The organism is Burkholderia gladioli, from assembly GCF_000959725.1.
Lineage (GTDB): Bacteria > Pseudomonadota > Gammaproteobacteria > Burkholderiales > Burkholderiaceae > Burkholderia > Burkholderia gladioli.
This window is the reverse complement of record NZ_CP009322.1, coordinates 891,613-907,416: the sequence shown is the minus strand read 5'-3', so window position 1 is coordinate 907,416 and position 15,804 is coordinate 891,613. Positions and strand designations below refer to the sequence as shown.

Sequence of the window (15,804 nt, the reverse complement as noted above, 5' to 3'; positions counted from 1 at the left end):
CCGCGCCTCGCCGCTCAGCCGCCGTTCGAACCGTCGAAATCGACCATCTCGATCCAGTTCGCGCCCTTGCCGACCGGCGCCTCGCCAAGCGGCGCCAGGGCCCCGCTGCGCGTATCGATGCGGTACACGCGCAGCGAGGTCGACAACTGCCCGACCGCCAGCAGGTAATGCCCCGACGGATCGATCGCGAAACCGCGCGGCTGCTTCTCGGTCGGCGTGGTGGCGATGCGCGTGAGACGGCCGCTGGCGCGATCGACGCGCCAGGTGGCCAGCGTGCTCGAGGTGCGCTCCGAGGCATAGAGGAAGCGGCCGTCCGGCGTGAGGTGCAGGTCGGCGCCCCAGGGCGTCTGGGCGCCGAAACCGGGCGGCAGGATCGACACGGTCTGCACCGGCTTCACGCGGTCGTGCTCGCGATCGAAGGCCAGCACGTGCAGCTTGCCGTCCAGTTCGTCGATCAGGTACACGAAGCGCTGGTCAGGCGAGAAGCGGAAATGGCGCGGGCCGGACTTGGGCGGCAGCGCATAGGCCGGCGCGTCGTCCAGCGTCAGCTCGCCGGTGCCGGCGTCGAAGCGCAGCCGCAGCCAGGCGTCGGCGCCGAGCACCGAGGCGAAGGCCACGCGGTTGTCGGGCGCGGGCAGGATCGCGTGCGCCTTCGGGCCGGTGGGAACGGTCTGCCTGACCGGGCCGACCAGGCCGTCCGCGCCGATCGTGTTGACCGCCAGCAGGTTGCCGTCGTAGGAGGCCGAGAACAGGTAGCGGCCCGTCGCGTCGGTCGACAGGTAGGGCATGCTGTGCGCGAGCGGCGCGCTGCCGAGTTCGGTGAGGCGGCCGTCGAGCGGATTGAGCGCGAAGCTGAGCACGCGATAGGGCTGCGAGCGGATCCCGGCGTAGAGCCGCAGATGGTTCGGCGAGAGCGCCATCGGCATCACCGTGCCCCCCGCCTCGACCGTCTCGACCGGCGTGAGCGCCCCGCTGGCCGTATCGAGCCGCAGCACCGAGATGCTGCCGCTATCGGCATTCGAGACATAGGCGTAGGTGGCTGCCTCGACGGCCATCGCCAGCCCGGCTGCCGCCAGCGAGACCGCGAGCGTGAAGGCACGGAGCGTACGCACCTGTTTCATCCCACCTCCTTATATGTCGTCTGACAACTTAAAATAGATCGATCCCAGCTAATTCATGCTTGAATCTGTCTTTCACATCCCAAGTTGAGCGACATCGTATATCTCACGTGCCGGTACGGCAATCCTCCTCGACCCGCATAGGGCCCGCACGATCACCGGCCGCCTCGCGCTCGCGCCCCGCCCTTCGAGGCCCGGCAATGACCCAGCCGATCACGCGCTTCGTTCGCGATCCGAATCAAATGCCGAATGGATGCGCACGCAACCAAATCGAGGCGATACGCGGGCCTGCCACCGGCGCCGGTTTCCGTCGGGCACGGGCGATGCGTCGCGCTTGCATAGGTGCATACGCATTCGCGAATTCGCGCTCGTGAAAGACTGTTAACGCGCGATGTCGCAGCGCAGCGGCGATCATCGTCACAACATGTTGCAGAGCGTAAAAGCATCGACCAGAACGGGAGGTTTGCGATACATTCGCAGCCTAGGATGGTGCATATGACGCCATCGACACCGACGCCCAAAACATCCACGAGGACATCATGCGTGTTATCCGCTCCACCGCGCTGCTCGCGGGATCGCTGCTGACCCTGACACTCGCCGCCGGCGCCCAGGCGCAAACCCCCGCTGCCGCTCCGGCCGCCTCGGCCAGCCAACCGGTGCTGCCCGTGATCGCGACCATCGCGCCGATCTACAACCAGCTGGTCTACTTCCGCCTGCCGACGCGCTTCGTGTCGATCTACGAAGGCACGCGCGGCGACGACTACGCGCACGAATGGGTGCTGCCCGGCGAAACCAACGCGAACTGGTCGCAGATGATCACGCTGACGGGCGCGCAGAACGTGATCGCCAAGCATCCGGAAGCCGATGCCAAGAGCTATGCCACCGGCATCGCCGCCGGCTTCCAGAAGGCCTGCCCGCAGAGCTTCTCGGCCAAGGGCATCTACGACGGCAAGCTCAACGGCAGCGACGCCTTCTCGATGGTGGTGAGTTGCGGCAATGCCGCGGCCAGCGCGGGCCACAGCGAAACCACCGCGATCACGGTGGTGAAGGGTGCCAAGGATCTCTACACGCTGCAATGGGCGCAGCGCGGCCCGCTGTCCACCAAGCCGCTCGATATCGACGCCGCCATGTGGCTGCAGCGCGTGCGCAACCTGATGCCGCTGAAGGTCTGCCCGATCGTGCCGGGCGAGAAGGCGCCGTATCCGAGCTGCAGCGCGAACGTCTCCTGAGCATCGGCGGGCCGCCTGCCGGCGCCGTGCCGCCCGGCGCCGCGCCGCGTGGATCACCCCTGGATCTGCTTGTCGCGCTCGAACTCCATGTAGAAGATCGTGCGCGGCACGGGCGAGGCATTCAGGGCGAAATGATCGAGCGAGCCGTCGAACACGATGGCATTGCCGACCTGGTTCTGGTTGAAATGGCCGGCCACGTTCAGGTAGGCATAATTCCCCTCGACCGCCGCGTCGAGCGTGATGTGCATCTGCAGCATGCCCTGCTCGAGCAACTCCGGATGTCGATGCGTGCTCAGCAACACGTTCGGCATCATCCGCGACAGGGCACATACCTTGATGCCCTTGATCCTGCCCAGCATCTCGATCGTCCGCGGCATGGCCTCGGCGGCGAACGGGATCGCCTGGTCGCGCACGACCAGGCCGTATTGCGTCCAGTCGCGATTGAAGCTTCCGTCCGACTTCCATCCCAGCAGCCAGCCGTATCGCCCGCCCTTCCTGACGTGATCGATGATCTCGGCATGCACCTGGTCATGGTTCTTGCCCACGCGATCGATTTCGAGCAAGGGGGCATCCAGGTTCATGCACTCGTCGCGGATCACCTCCCAGTTCAGGGCGAGCTCCTGCAATCGAGGGAACTGCGCGAGCGGGTAGAACGCCGGCCGGTCGGTGGGCGAGGGAGCATGCTGAAAGGCGGACGCGAATCGATCTTGCATGACGATGTCACCGGAAAAGGAAAATGAGTCGATCGGATAGTTCACCGTAACGTACACCACTCGTTCCGGCGAATGTGTGAAACCGGCGAGTCACGCCGAAAGCTTGATGGCCGGGTACGCCGGGCAGGCCGCCGGTTCAGCCCGAACCGCCGCCGCTAGCCCGCCGCGCGCTGCCTCAGGATCGCCACGAATTCCTCCATCTGCGGCGAGGGCAGCTCGTTCTTGCGGGTGATCACGCTGTAGTGGCTCATGCTGCGGCGCACCTCGATCGGCAGGCAGCCGAGCAGGCCCTCGTCGATGCGCTGCTGCACCACCGCGCGCGGCTGCAGCGAGATCATCTCGGTCGAGCGGAGCAGCTCGATGGTCGAGAAGATCGAGGGCGTCTCCACCATCCCGACCGGCGCGACCAGCCCCGCGCTGGCGAAGGTCTCCTCGAACAGCTGGCGGATCGCGGTGGCGCTGGGATAGAGGATCCAGGGCCAATGGCCGAGATCGGCGATGTCGACGCGCCGCGCGCGCAGCAGCGGATGATGGCTGCCGACCACGAAGCAGACCGGCTCGTCCGACAGCTCGACCGCATCGAAGATGGCACGCTGGCGCGGCTCGGTGAGCCGGCCGATCATCAGGTCCAGCTGCTTGTGCTCGAGCCAGATCGCGAGCTGGTCGCTGCTCTGCTCGACCAGCTTGATCACCAGGCGCGGGCGCCGCGCCTGGATCTCGCGGATCGCCGCGATCACGATCTGCGCGGCCGAGGCCGAGATCGCGCCGACCGTCAGGTGCCCGTAACCGCCGCCCTGCTGGGTCACGAATTCATTGGCGAACTTGCCGAGCCCGGACATCGCGCTGCCCGCGTAGCGGATCGCCAGCAGGCCCAGGTCGGTGGGCCGCATCTCGCGCGGCAGCCGCTCGAACAGGCGCTCGCCGAACATCGCCTCGATATCGCCGAGGATCTTGGTGGCGGCCGGCTGCGTGACGTGCATCTGCTCGGCCGCCGCGCGCAGGTTGTGGGTGCGCCCCAGCAGTTCGAGCAACTGCAGGTGGCGAAAGCGCAGCTTCGAGGGCAGCGTCGCGGACAACAGGGGGCGATGGCGATCCATAGGGTAAACCTCAGTGCGGCGATAACCGAATGGAATCGAGTCTAACAATTCTTCGATTGGACGTTTATCGCGCGTCTGCCTAAAGTGCTTCGACCTGCCCTGCCCGCCGCATGCCAGGCCCCCGATATCCAAGAGACCAACGAGACGATCGATGAAGCTCGACAGCGCCCCCGCCCATTCCGACTCCGCTCCCGAGGCATCCTCCCAGCCCGCCTCCCAGGTGGTCGCGCTGCATCCCGACGACGACGTGCTGATCGCGCGCCGGCAACTGGTTGCGGGCGCATCGATCGAGGCCGGGGTGATCGCGCGCGGCCTGGTCCCCGCCGGCCACAAGATCGCGCGACGCGCGGTGGCGGCCGGCGCGCCGGTGCGCCGCTACGGCCAGATCATCGGCTTCGCCTCGCGCGCGATCGAGATCGGCGAGCACGTCCACGTGCACAACCTGTCGATGGGCGAGTTCGAGCGCGACGGCGCGTTCGGCGTGGACGCCAAGCCGACCCGGCCCAGCGCGACGCCCGCGCGCTTCGCGGGCATCGTGCGCGCCGACGGACGCGTGGCGACGCGCAACTACATCGGCATCCTGACTTCGGTGAATTGCTCGGCCACCGCCGCGCGCGCGATCGCCGACCAGTTTCGCCGCGACATCCGCCCCGAGGCGCTGGCCGACTACCCCAACGTGGACGGCGTGATCGCGCTGACCCACGGCCTGGGCTGCGGCATCGCCTCGGACGGCGAGGCGATCGCGGTGCTGCGCCGCACGCTGGGCGGTTATGCGCGGCACCCGAATTTCGCCGGCGTGCTGATGGTCGGGCTAGGCTGCGAGACCAACCAGATCGACGCGCTGCTGCGCGACCAGGCGATCGAGACCGGCGCCGCGCTCCAGGCCATGACGATCCAGGCCAACGGCGGCACGGCAGCCACGGTCGCGGCCGGGGTCGAGGCGATCAAGGCCATGCTGCCGCGCGCGAACGCGGTGCGGCGCGAACCGGTGGAGGCGCGCCACCTGATCGTCGGCCTGCAATGCGGCGGCTCCGACGGCTATTCGGGCATCACCGCGAACCCGGCGCTGGGCGCCGCGGTCGACAGGCTGGTGGCGCACGGCGGCACCGCGATCCTGTCGGAGACGCCCGAGATCTATGGCGCCGAGCACCTGCTCACGCGCCGCGCGGTCTCGCCCGAGATCGGCGAGAAGCTGATGGCGCGGATCCACTGGTGGGAAGAATACTGCCGGCGCATGAATGCCGACCTCAACAACAATCCCTCGGCCGGCAACAAGGCCGGCGGCCTGACCACCATCCTCGAGAAATCGCTGGGCGCGGTCGCCAAGGCCGGCACCACCAACCTGGTGGAGGTCTATCGCTACGCCGAAAACGTGCGCGCCGCCGGCCTGGTGTTCATGGACACGCCCGGCTACGACCCGGTCTCGGCGACCGGCCAGGTGGCGGGCGGCGCCAACCTGCTGTGCTTCACCACCGGGCGCGGCTCGGCCTATGGCTGCGCGCCCTCGCCCTCGCTGAAGCTCGGCACCAATAGCGCGCTGTGGCGCCGCCAGTCCGAGGATATCGACATCAACTGCGGCACCATTCTCGACGGCGAGGCCAGCATCGACGAACTCGGCCAACGGATCTTCGAGCAGATGCTCGCCACCGCCTCGGGCCAGCCGACGCGCAGCGAACTGCACGGCTACGGACAGAACGAGTTCGTGCCCTGGCAGCTCGGCGCGACGCTCTGAGCCGCGCACCGCGCGCCCCGCTTGCCCTCCCGACAACCCGAACCGATCACGCCATGACTCAAGACGTCCGCTACGCCGCCACCGAACTGCAGGCCTTCGCCGAGGCGCTACTCGCCGCCGCCGGGCTCGACGCGCCGCATGCGCGGGCCGTCGCCGCCACCCTGGTCGACGGCGACCTGATGGGCCACGACACGCACGGCCTCGCGCTGCTCGCGCCCTACGTGGGCGAACTCGAGCGCGGGACCATGACGCGCTCGGGCGAGCCGGAGGTGCTGTCCGACCGCGGCGCCAGCCTGCTGTGGGACGGCCGCCGCCTGCCCGGGCCCTCGCTGGTGATGTCCGGCATCGAGACGCTGGCGCCGCGCGCCCGGCAATACGGCAGCGCCACCCTGGTGATCCGCCGCAGCCACCATATCGCCTGCCTGGCCAGCTACCTGGAGCGCGCCACCGCCGAGGGCTTCATGATCCTGCTCGGCAGCTCGGACCCGGCCACCCACAGCGTCGCGCCGTTCGGCGGCACGCGCGCGGTGTTCACGCCGAACCCGATCGCGGCCGGCATCCCCACCTCGGGCACGCCGTTCCTGATCGACATCTCGGCCTCGCTGGTCACCAACGGCATGAGCGCGCGCCTGGCCAAGTCCGGCCAGCAGTTCGACGAGCCGGTGCTGCTCGACGCCGAGGGCAATGCCAGCCGCGACCCGGGGGTGCTGAACACCGAGCCGCCCGGCACCATCCTGCCGCTCGGCGGCCTGCCGTTCGGGCACAAGGGTTTCGGCCTGGCGCTGCTGATCGACGCGCTCACCGGCGGCCTGGCCGGCCACGGCCGAGCCGATCCGCCCGACGGCTGGGGCGCGACGGTCTACCTGACGCTGCACGATCCCTCGGCCTTCGGCGGCGAGGCGGATTTCAGGCGGCAGATGGACTGGATCGCCGAGGCCTGCCGCAGCAACCCGCCGCGCCCCGGCTTTTCCGAGGTGCGGATGCCGGGCGACCGGGGCCTGGCGCGCAAGCGCGAGCAGTTGCAGGCGGGCGTGAAGCTGCATCCGGCGATCGCACCGGCGCTGGGCGCTTGCGGCGAGCGTTACGGCCTGAAGCTGCCGGCACGGGTGGGCACGGCTTCCTGATCGCGCATCGCCCCGCTACCGTCCGCCCCGTCTTCGGCGCGGACGGCCTGCCCCGCCTGCCGCCTTTCCTTTCCCGCTCCCCGCCTCGTCCCGCCAGTTGGAATAAAACCCGATGCCCGGGTGTTGTGGCTGATGTTGCAACACCCCATTCGAGGCACGGAGCGATTCATGGCCACATCCAGCAACGACGCCGACGCATCCCCCGATCCCTACAACCCGGCGGACAAGGCGGAAAGCACCACGATGAAATTCGATCGCGAGAGCGGCAACGGCGATCGCTACTACGAGCGCCCGGTCGAAGTCGACAGCTCGGCCGATGCCGACCGCCTGATCGGCACCGACGACAACCACTACCGGCTGGTGGAAAAGCAGGATTATTTCTATCGCGCCATGCACCGCGACGAATACGATGCCTGGCAGACCGTCTTCAAGCAGGGCACGCCGGAGCTGCGCGCCAAGAAATACCTGGAACTCAAGGCCCTGCAGATCGAGGGCCACCAGGGCTGGGCCAGCCACCGGAAATATTCCGAGGAATACCTGAGCGAAAAGAACGGCTACACGCACCTGATCGAGGTGCATGCGCCGGGTTTCGTCACGGACATGCGCAGCGTCGGCTTCAAGAGCGGCAAGGCCGAATCCGGGGATCTGTCGTGGGGGCTGGGCCTGAGTTCCAGCAATTCCTTCGGCCCCGACAAGGCCGCCAACAAGGCGCTCAGCAAGGCCTACGACGACGCCAAGACCAAGGGCCTGTTGCTGCCGACGGGCGGCAAGAAGGCGCCCGCGTCCAAGGACATGGCCAAGTTGCTGGCGCCGTACTTCTTCTGCAAGGACATGGAGAACATGAAGACGGTCAATCTCCGCTCCACGCAGGACAAGCCCAACGCCGCGACGCTGAAGGACCCGGCCGCGAGCGGCGGCGGCAAGAAGAAGAAATGAGCGGCGCGCCGCGCGGGAGCCTAGGTCCGCCCCGAGCTGGGCACCGAGGAAATCAGCGTGGCGCCGCACGACGTGTGGTGGCCGTCGAAGGCCACGGCGACGCCGTCGATCAGGACCTGCGGGTCGCCCTCCACGATCACGCAATGCTCGTGGCCCGACATCGGGCAGGTGCAGCGATCGCCGACACAGGCCACCGCGCGCCCCATCACGGTCGAGGTATCGCGGCCCGTGACCACCTTGCCGCCATGCGAGGTGGCGTCGCCGATCCGGATCACGCCGCGCATCGCCGGCTCCCTGCTTCCAGGCGCAGCCGCGCGGCGCGAGTCGATACCTTGGGCGTGCCGGCCATCATTTGAAGGGGCTGCCGCCGGTCTTCTGCTGCCACGCCGCCTTGTTGCCGTCCTCGGGCGGGCTCACCATCACGATGCTGGCGGTGCCGTTCGGGCGCCGGTTCACGGTCGCGCTCGCGCCGCCGTCGTCGTAGCCCGCGATCAGGCCGAGGCCGATCTGCACCAGCGGCGAACTCACGCCGGTATTGCCGATGCGCGCGCCGATGTCGTAACCCTCCTTGACGTCGTCGAGGCTGGGCGCGCCCGCGCCGACCTGGGCCAGCGCCTGGTTCAGCGGCACCACCCACAGCCGGTCCGCGGTGGTGTCGTAGAACACCCGCCTGGGCTCGCGGCCCTGCGGCAGCGCCGCGACCGCCTGCTCCCAGCCGGCCTTCAGCGCGGCCGCCTGCGCTGCGGTCTTCAGCGGCTGGCCATGATCGTCGGTCAGCTTGACGTCGACGGGACGATGCAGGTAGCCCAGCAGCGGCGCGTCGTCGAACTGGCGCAGTTGCCAATTGGTCCAGCGCACCGGGAGGTAGGACGAGGTCGTGAACTGGCCGGGGCCCTGGTTGCCGATGGTCTTCCAGAACGCCGGCAGTTGCGCCTGCCACCAGCTCGCCGTCATGGTGCCGATCGAGTCCGGATCGTCGACGCCGGCCGCCTTGGCCTGCTTGCGATAGTGGGCATCGAAACCCTCGGGGCCGCGATCGTCGTTCTTGTCCCAGTAGAAATTCCAGAGCTTCACGACATCGTATTCGCCGTGGGTGCGATCGATCTGCTCGGTCTGCTCGACCGCGAACGGGCGCACCAGCCGATCGACGCGATCGGAGCGCGACACCAGCATCGCGACGATGCTGTCCGGCAGCGCCGGCCTCGCGTGTGCCGCCGGCGCGGCGCCGCCGCTGCCGGGCGCGCCGAGCAGCGAACGCATGGTCGAACCGTCGAGGCTGTAGACCAGCGCGGCGGGCACGTCGGGATGCGCGTCGAAGAAGTCGAACAGTTTCTCGAGCATGGCCGCGCCGTCGTCGCCATTGGCATCCTCCTGCCACAGGAACAGCGTGACGCCGAGCCCCGCCTTCTGCCGGCTGTCGGCGATGTTCATCGCGGCGCGATAGGCGTTGTGCGCGTTCTTGGCCGGCCCCCACACGATCACCGGCACCGGCCAGTATTCGACGGCATGCCGCGCGCCGAGCTTGAAGCTGGTGGTGATCGACACGCGCATGTCGTCGAGGCGCGCATCCTCGCTGTCGGGATAATCCTCGGGATTGCTCGAGAAATAGCTGGCGTGGTTGTCGGCTTTCTGGACGATCTTCGCCCAGATTTCCTGGTTGGTCTCGTAGCCGGTCACGGCGCCGAGCCCGCGTACCTCGAGCACCGCCTGCGGCCCCTTGCGCGCGAGCAAAGCGCTCGCGCCGTTGAAGCCGTGCGCGAGCGCGGCGTGGCTCTCGCCGGGCGCTGCCCCGCCTGCGGCGGCCTGGGCCTGCGCGGCCGGCTCGGCGGGCGTCTTCGCGGCACTGCGATGCACCCATGCCACGCTCAGTCCGTAGGCGAGCACCGCCAGCCCCAAGGCCACCACCACGCCATTGCGAATACTGCTTGCCATATCCGGCATCTCCCGGCCCGTCGTTTCCCAATAACTGTAGTGTCTGGCCATCACCAGCAGAAGCCAGGCGATCGCCGCCACCGCGAAGGCGATAGCATACGGCCAAATACGCGGTCTCGTGATCATCGCGGAAAGCCCTGGAATATCTCGCCCATCGTCTTGTTGCCGTACATCGCCTGGGCCTTCTGCGATTCCTGCCGCCAGTACTCTTCCTCGGCCTTCTTCTGCGCGGCCACCGCGCTCGGCGTCAGCTCGCTGGTCACCAGCGGCGGCATGGTGGACGAGACGAAGTGCTCGGCCGGGAAGCTGCCGTTCTGGTAGTAATCCGAAACGGCCTTGATGAAATTGCGCGTGTCCGTATCGAGGCGTGAATAGGCCGCATTGCGCTGGATCTTGGCCATCGTGGCGGCGTCCATCTTCCAGTCGGCCATCAGGGTCAGCAGCTCGCGCCAGGCCGGATCGTCGAGCGTGACGGCCTGGCCGATCGCCACGTCCATCGCGGTGACCCAGCGATGGTTCTCGGCGCTGTGCAGCAGGCCCGAGTGATAGTTGTTGGCCTCGCGCGCGGCGGGATCCTTCTCCATGCGCGCGCGCGCCTCGTTCGGCGTTTCCTCGCGCTGGACCACGCGCTGGGGCAGCGCCGGCGTCAGCAGGGTGGAGCTCAGCGAGGTGGTGATGCGCCAGTTCTGCGACTGGTCGTCGACGTCCTTGCCGCGATTGAAGGCGGCCTTGTACGAATCGGTGCCGGCGAACGGATTGCGCGTGGTATCGACGTCGACCCACTTGAAGCTCGCGTACTGGTTGCCGAGCCCGACGTCCTTGGTGACGTCGTCGGGCGTCATCAGGCCGGCAACATCGGCGTGGCCGGGACGCGGTCCGCCCTTCTGGATCTCGCCGCCATACATGTCGGGCACGCAGGGCGGCTTCAGTTCCTCGCCGTTGATGAAGCGGATGTCGTTGCGCGAGAACGACGACTGCAGCGCCGCGTTGGTGCCCATGCCGAGCGCCGTGCCGACCATCGAGCCGTCGGTGTCCGGCCCCGGCGACAGCCGCTCGTACGCGTCGCGCACCGGCACGCGGGCCGGCGCCGTGCCGACCGGCACCTTGCGGAACTTGCCGTCGCCGTTGTGATCGCGCTCCATGCGCGTCCACATGCGCTGGAAGAAGCGCTTGGGCGCGAGCGCCGTCATGGCCGGCATGGTCTTGCCCTGGCGCGCCGCGGCGCCGTCGGCCGGCACCTGGTCGGGCACGCCGAAGGTGCCGATCCCCTGCACCTTCTTGAGGCCGACCACGGTGTCCTCGGGACAGAAATACAGGTACACCTTGCCGCGATTGTCGCGTTCGTCGAAGGTGATCCAGTTCTTGCCGCCCTTGTCGAGCCGCTTGCCGTTCGCCTTGCTCCAGTCCTTGCCGGCGCGCCCGTGCGACTTGTCGGCGTTGATCATCAGCTCGGCCAGGTCGGGAATCGTGTGCGGCTGGCTGGTGACCGCGTTGGTGATGTCGATCATGGTCTTCAGCTTGCCGTGGCCGGTCTGGTTGCTGCCGTCGTCGGTCGCGTGGAAGCTGTAGGGCGTGTCGACCATGATGATGCAGTCGACGCAGCGCTGCCCCTTCTGCTTGAGCATCGCCTGCGCCAGCAGCGTGATGATGGTCCCCTGGCTGTGGCCCATCACGGTGATGGTCTCGTGCTCGGGGTTCATGCCCGCGGCCAGGGCCAGCGCGCTCGGCTGGATGGTGCGGATCGTCATGATCAACCTGGCCAGGCGCGCCGCGGCCAGCACGAAGTAGCGGCGCTGCGGCGCCTGCCCGGCATAGAGCGTGTTGCCGCCCAGCGCGTTGTGCATCACGCGCCGCGTGACCCAGTCGGGCTTGAAGCCCTCGCCGTACATCTGCGGGATGTTGTTGGTGGCGTTGGCGAAGAAGCCGCCGGCCTTGGCGAAATGCGCGTCGAGCCGGTTGCCGTAGACGTCCTGGTACTGGCCGCGCGTCATCAGGTTGTGGTTCTCGTCCTGCGAGGTGCTCGAGACGATGCCGGCGTTGTGGATCTTCGCGATGTCCTTGTTGTCGGCGCGCAGCCCCCAGTAGAACGGCAGGAACATGCTGTGGGTCGCGTCGCCCACCGTGCGGCGATACAGGTAGGTGTCCGGATCGGACAGCACCTCGTTGTTGCGCGCGGTGGCGCCGTTGCGGCTCTGCGCCTTGGCCCGCCGGTACTGGTCGCCGTAGCTGCCCGGCTTCAGGTCGGCGCGCGACAGACGCTCGTTGAGCCCCTGGCACAGCCCCTGTTCGACGAACGAATACACGGCGCCGGTATCGTTCACGCCGTGGATGAAGATCACGATCCCGGGCAGGTTGCCGGGCAAGGGGACGTTGCGCGCGTCGGGCCGGTCGGTCATCGTCACGCCGGCGCCCTGCGCGTGCACGCGATAGCCGCTGCTGTCGTCTGCCATTGAGTTTCTCCCCCTGCCGTCTTATAGCGACGGCTTCAAGATATCGATCTTCGCGATGCGCATCACGTCGTCCTTCACCATGTCCGTGAGCCCGCTCGCGTCGGACTTGCCTTCCACCACGCGCCCGTCGTTGAGCGTGATGCGATAGGCCTGGTTGGCCGCGGGCGCCGGCGCATCGGCCGTGTGCCCGGGGAAATGCAGGCGGAACTGCTGGTCGGTCGGCCGGCTGGCGAAGCTGGTCTTCGCGGCCTGCTGCGTGGACGGCCCGCCCCATTGGTGCGAGGCCGACAGCAGCTTGATGTCGCCGTTGGTGCCCAGCGTCACGCCCTCGCCGATCCGGATGTAGCTGCCGTCTTCCGCGACCAGGCGGATCACCGGCGCCGTGACCAGCACCTCGCCCTCGTTGCTGGCGATGCGCAGGCCCTTCTGCGCGTTGGCGGTCAGCGTGTCGGCCTGCGCCTGCAGCAGCATCGGCCCCTCGCCGGCCACCGCCTGCACGCCCGCGCCGCGCGCGAACAGTTGCATGCCCTGCCCCGCGGTGGCGTTCAGGCGCTGCCCGCTCATCAATTGCACGTGCTGCTGCGCGACCTGATCGATGTTCTCGCCGGCATAGCTCAGGTGCGTCTTCGGCGTCACGTTGAGCGTGCCGGCCTGCGCGCCGAAGGCGATCAGCGAGGGAGCGTCGCCGGCGGGCGATGCGCCCGCCTCGCCCGCACCGCCGCCCGCGCCCGGGGACCAGCCGCGAAAGCGCTGCGCGACATCGGCCTGGCCCGCGCCGTCCGCGGCCTGCCCGCCATGCTGGCCGGCATAGTCGCCGAGCGACTTGAACAGCTCCGTGCATTCGCCGAGCAGCTTCAGCAGCTCGTCGCGGTCGAGCTGGCCGCCGCTCGCCTGGGTGCGCGCGTAGGTGGTCAGCAGGATGCCTTGCGCGGCACGCAGCGCGGCGGCCGCGTCGGTGCGCAGCTCGGCGCCCTCGCCGCGGTCCTGGCCGACGCCGTCCTGGCGCGGCTGGGTCAGGTAGCCGAGGTTCAGCTGCGTGTGCGCGTGCTCGCTGGCCAGTTGCGCGCTGATCTGCTGGGGCGTGTCGTCGAGCCTGAGCTGGTTGTAGCGCTGGCCCTTGATTTCCTTGGTCTTGATGCCCGATACGTGGCGATTGCCGGGCAGCGTGCCGGTATGGGTGAAGGTCGCGGGCGGCGTGGTGCCGTTGCCCAGCACGCCGATGATGACCAGCCGGTCGGGGTCGCCGCCGATGCAGCCGAGCAGCACCTCCATGCCCGCCCGCGGCAGGAAGGAATCGCCGAAGTTCGTGCCGGCCAGGCTCGAGGCCAGGCGGATCGGCGCGCTGTCGCCCGCGTCGCCCTTGGTGCCGGCGCCCTGCGCATGCGCGTGGTCGTCGGGATCGAGCCCCTGGAGCTGCACGTAGACGCGCCCCATCGCGTCGCACACCACCTCCTCGCCGTCGCGCGTGACGATCACGCCGGTGGCCAGGTGCACCGGCGGCAGGTCGGTGTTCGGGTCGTAGGCCGGCGTCAGCGGCACGCCGCGCTGCACGCAGGTGAAGCGGTTCTCGTAGCGCGTGTCCGATTCCGTCGCCAGCCCGGCCGGCGCGGCCGGCGCCGCGTTGGCGAGATTGCGGCTCGCCGCGAACAGCGCATGGGCCCGCCCGGTCAAGTCCTTCGGCAGGTTGTTCCAGATCTCGTGATGGACCGAGGTGATCAGGAACTGCCGCTTCTCGGCGGGCTGCATGTCGAGATCGACGTCGCCCGCGAGCGTGACCCAGTAGCCGACCGGCATGTCGCGCACGCTGCTCACGCCGTCGTGACGCTCGGCCTCGAACTGGTGCGCGAGCATGCGATCGCGCGTGATGCGGTCGTGGTCGTCCCAGGAATCGCCGACGTGCGGGATCTCGATCGCCACGTCGGTCAGCAGCTTCGCCAGGTCGTTGCCCGCCGCGCCCTGGTCGATGGCGGCCGCCGCGGTCGACTCGTCCATGCGGGCCTTCTTGTAGTCCCACGACGGGCGCCCCGTCATGCCGGGAATCAGGCGGCGATGCAGGGCGAACAGCGTGACCGTGTCGCGTTGCTCGGTGCCCGCATCGCGCGGGTGCAGGCGCACGGTGCCGGCGGAAGCCTGCGGCAGGCGCATCGGGTCGTCGCAGAACACCAGGGTATGCACCGGCGTCTCGGCGCCGCCGTTCTGGGCGGCGCCGGCGCGCACGAACACGCTGATGCCCTCGCGCCGCAGCAGGCGCCGCAGGAAGGCCGCGTCCGATTCGTTGACCTGCCGGGTCAGCTCGCGCGCGGGGTAGCGCGAGGTATCGAGCAGGGACAGGTCGTATTCGAACGCCGAGGCCAGCGTCTGGCTGCGCTGGCGCCACTGGTCCAGCATCACGGCCAGGATGTCGACCACGCTGCGTTTCAGGAAGATGCGCGAGTTGATTCGCTTGTCCATCAACGAGAGCGCGTCGCAGATCGTCAATTGATAGACCGTCAGCTCGCCGTCGGATTGACCGATCTGCACGTCGCGGATGATGGCGTTGATGGTGCGCAGCTGGCCGCGATCGGTCACCAGGCGCACCGAAACGGGCACGCCGATGAACAGCGTCGGCGCCAGGTCGCGCCGCGCGCACACGCAGGTCAGGTAGCCATGCACGCCGGTCATCAGGCCTTCGCGGATATCCGCGTGCTGGAGGGCCAGCAGGTGGCCGAGCGTATCCTGCGCCTTGCCGAAGTTCAGCGCGACCGGCCGGTTGTTCCAGTCCACCGCCCCCGTCGCAAACGCGTGCAAGGTATCGTTCAAGTTATTCACGACGAACCTGTAAGCTTATTTTTAGCCTGCGCAGTATAAATACATTTCAAGCCGTAAGCAGTAGGGTATTGATTCGAAATAGGCAATCATTCGTCCCATCGGAAAAATCGAATCAACGATCCGCTCCCTTGGCGCTACGCCAAGCTGGTAAAGGGTGCCGACGGCTTCGGTCATTTTGGCCGAATAAGGAAAAATTACTCTTTATTGAAATGAAGTCGGCAAATTCAACCGAATTCATTTCGAGTAATACCGAGTGATTGGCGCTCGATATCCGGCGGCTCCGCCACGCGCGGGATTCATGGCCGGCATCGAGCCCACGTCGAGCCGGCTTCGGTAGGATGCGCCCGGTGAAATCGGCGAAAGCACCCGAACCATCGGTCAGTACGAGGATGAGGTGCTCGCGGCGACGGTTGCCTCGATCACCGGAGATCCGGATGTCTACAACATCGTCGACGACGATCCGCTGCCGGTCGCGCAATGGATGCCGGCCTTCGCCCGCTGGGTCGACGCGCCGGCGTCCCGACGGCTGAGTGCCGAGGACGCGCTCGATACCGCCGGCGAGGAAGCGGTCTACTACCACACCCGGCTGAGCGGCGCGTCGAACCCCCGCGCCAGGGAGAAGCTGGGATTCTCGCCACGCGCGCTACTCTGGAAATGAGGCCGCG

At 68.1% G+C, this 15,804-nt stretch carries 12 protein-coding genes; 5 read left to right on the top strand and 7 right to left on the bottom strand.

Annotated features, from left to right (window positions below; translation table 11 throughout):
* Positions 1 to 14: 14 nt before the first annotated feature.
* On the bottom strand, positions 15 to 1,121 hold the full coding sequence (locus tag BM43_RS04700; RefSeq protein ID WP_036056666.1) for a lactonase family protein: 1,107 nt from the start codon (positions 1,119 to 1,121) through the stop codon (positions 15 to 17).
* A 536-nt stretch (positions 1,122 to 1,657) separates the two neighbouring features.
* On the opposite strand from BM43_RS04700, the gene BM43_RS04695 reads away from it, so the two are divergent.
* Positions 1,658 to 2,347, top strand: coding sequence for a hypothetical protein (locus BM43_RS04695; protein WP_013689950.1), 690 nt, complete (start codon positions 1,658 to 1,660; stop codon positions 2,345 to 2,347).
* A gap of 53 nt (positions 2,348 to 2,400) precedes the next feature.
* Here the strand turns inward: BM43_RS04695 and BM43_RS04690 are convergent, their stop codons facing one another.
* On the bottom strand, positions 2,401 to 3,060 hold the full coding sequence (locus BM43_RS04690; protein WP_036057339.1) for an aspartyl/asparaginyl beta-hydroxylase domain-containing protein: 660 nt from the start codon (positions 3,058 to 3,060) through the stop codon (positions 2,401 to 2,403).
* A gap of 155 nt (positions 3,061 to 3,215) precedes the next feature.
* A complete protein-coding gene (locus BM43_RS04685; protein WP_036056667.1) occupies positions 3,216 to 4,157 on the bottom strand; it encodes a LysR family transcriptional regulator in 942 nt (313 codons plus the stop codon).
* Positions 4,158 to 4,308: 151 nt separating this feature from the next.
* Between BM43_RS04685 and BM43_RS04680 the strand changes: the two genes are divergently transcribed.
* From BM43_RS04680 to BM43_RS04670, 3 genes are all read left to right on the top strand, one after another.
* Entirely contained in the window at positions 4,309 to 5,889 is a 1,581-nt protein-coding gene (locus BM43_RS04680) for a UxaA family hydrolase (RefSeq protein WP_042285506.1), read from the top strand.
* Positions 5,890 to 5,942: 53 nt separating this feature from the next.
* The gene (locus BM43_RS04675) at positions 5,943 to 7,013 is read left to right on the top strand and encodes an Ldh family oxidoreductase (protein WP_036056668.1); all 1,071 of its coding nucleotides are present in this window, start codon (positions 5,943 to 5,945) and stop codon (positions 7,011 to 7,013) included.
* A gap of 168 nt (positions 7,014 to 7,181) precedes the next feature.
* Positions 7,182 to 7,949 carry a hypothetical protein gene (locus BM43_RS04670; RefSeq protein WP_036056669.1) on the top strand — a complete coding sequence of 256 codons (768 nt, stop codon included), beginning with the start codon at positions 7,182 to 7,184 and terminating at the stop codon, positions 7,947 to 7,949.
* 20 nt (positions 7,950 to 7,969) lie between these two features.
* Here the strand turns inward: BM43_RS04670 and BM43_RS04665 are convergent, their stop codons facing one another.
* From BM43_RS04665 to BM43_RS04650, 4 genes are all read right to left on the bottom strand, one after another.
* Positions 7,970 to 8,233 (bottom strand): PAAR domain-containing protein, encoded by a 264-nt coding sequence (locus BM43_RS04665; RefSeq protein WP_013689945.1) that lies wholly within the window; start codon positions 8,231 to 8,233, stop codon positions 7,970 to 7,972.
* Positions 8,234 to 8,297: 64 nt separating this feature from the next.
* Complete coding sequence (locus BM43_RS04660) at positions 8,298 to 10,007, bottom strand: type VI lipase adapter Tla3 domain-containing protein (RefSeq protein ID WP_036056670.1); 1,710 nt, start codon at positions 10,005 to 10,007, stop codon at positions 8,298 to 8,300.
* Positions 10,004 to 12,331 carry a T6SS effector phospholipase Tle3 domain-containing protein gene (locus tag BM43_RS04655; protein ID WP_036056671.1) on the bottom strand — a complete coding sequence of 776 codons (2,328 nt, stop codon included), beginning with the start codon at positions 12,329 to 12,331 and terminating at the stop codon, positions 10,004 to 10,006. Before BM43_RS04655 ends, BM43_RS04660 begins: the two co-directional genes overlap by 4 nt.
* 21 nt (positions 12,332 to 12,352) lie before the next feature.
* Positions 12,353 to 15,139 (bottom strand): type VI secretion system Vgr family protein, encoded by a 2,787-nt coding sequence (locus tag BM43_RS04650; protein ID WP_036056672.1) that lies wholly within the window; start codon positions 15,137 to 15,139, stop codon positions 12,353 to 12,355.
* 394 nt (positions 15,140 to 15,533) lie between these two features.
* On the opposite strand from BM43_RS04650, the gene BM43_RS04645 reads away from it, so the two are divergent.
* A complete protein-coding gene (locus BM43_RS04645; RefSeq protein ID WP_052409200.1) occupies positions 15,534 to 15,797 on the top strand; it encodes an NAD-dependent epimerase/dehydratase family protein in 264 nt (87 codons plus the stop codon).
* The last annotated feature ends 7 nt before the right edge of the window (positions 15,798 to 15,804 follow it).

What these genes read in the sequence shown, in the direction of transcription:
- BM43_RS04685 (WP_036056667.1), bottom strand. Translation starts at nt 4,157, where the DNA reads ATGGATCGCCATCGCCCCCTGTTGTCCGCGACGCTGCCCTCGAAGCTG.
- BM43_RS04695 (WP_013689950.1), top strand. Translation starts at nt 1,658, where the DNA reads ATGCGTGTTATCCGCTCCACCGCGCTGCTCGCGGGATCGCTGCTGACC.
- BM43_RS04690 (WP_036057339.1), bottom strand. Translation starts at nt 3,060, where the DNA reads ATGCAAGATCGATTCGCGTCCGCCTTTCAGCATGCTCCCTCGCCCACC.
- BM43_RS04665 (WP_013689945.1), bottom strand. Translation starts at nt 8,233, where the DNA reads ATGCGCGGCGTGATCCGGATCGGCGACGCCACCTCGCATGGCGGCAAG.
- BM43_RS04655 (WP_036056671.1), bottom strand. Translation starts at nt 12,331, where the DNA reads ATGGCAGACGACAGCAGCGGCTATCGCGTGCACGCGCAGGGCGCCGGC.
- BM43_RS04680 (WP_042285506.1), top strand. Translation starts at nt 4,309, where the DNA reads ATGAAGCTCGACAGCGCCCCCGCCCATTCCGACTCCGCTCCCGAGGCA.
- BM43_RS04660 (WP_036056670.1), bottom strand. Translation starts at nt 10,007, where the DNA reads ATGATCACGAGACCGCGTATTTGGCCGTATGCTATCGCCTTCGCGGTG.
- BM43_RS04670 (WP_036056669.1), top strand. Translation starts at nt 7,182, where the DNA reads ATGGCCACATCCAGCAACGACGCCGACGCATCCCCCGATCCCTACAAC.
- BM43_RS04700 (WP_036056666.1), bottom strand. Translation starts at nt 1,121, where the DNA reads ATGAAACAGGTGCGTACGCTCCGTGCCTTCACGCTCGCGGTCTCGCTG.
- BM43_RS04675 (WP_036056668.1), top strand. Translation starts at nt 5,943, where the DNA reads ATGACTCAAGACGTCCGCTACGCCGCCACCGAACTGCAGGCCTTCGCC.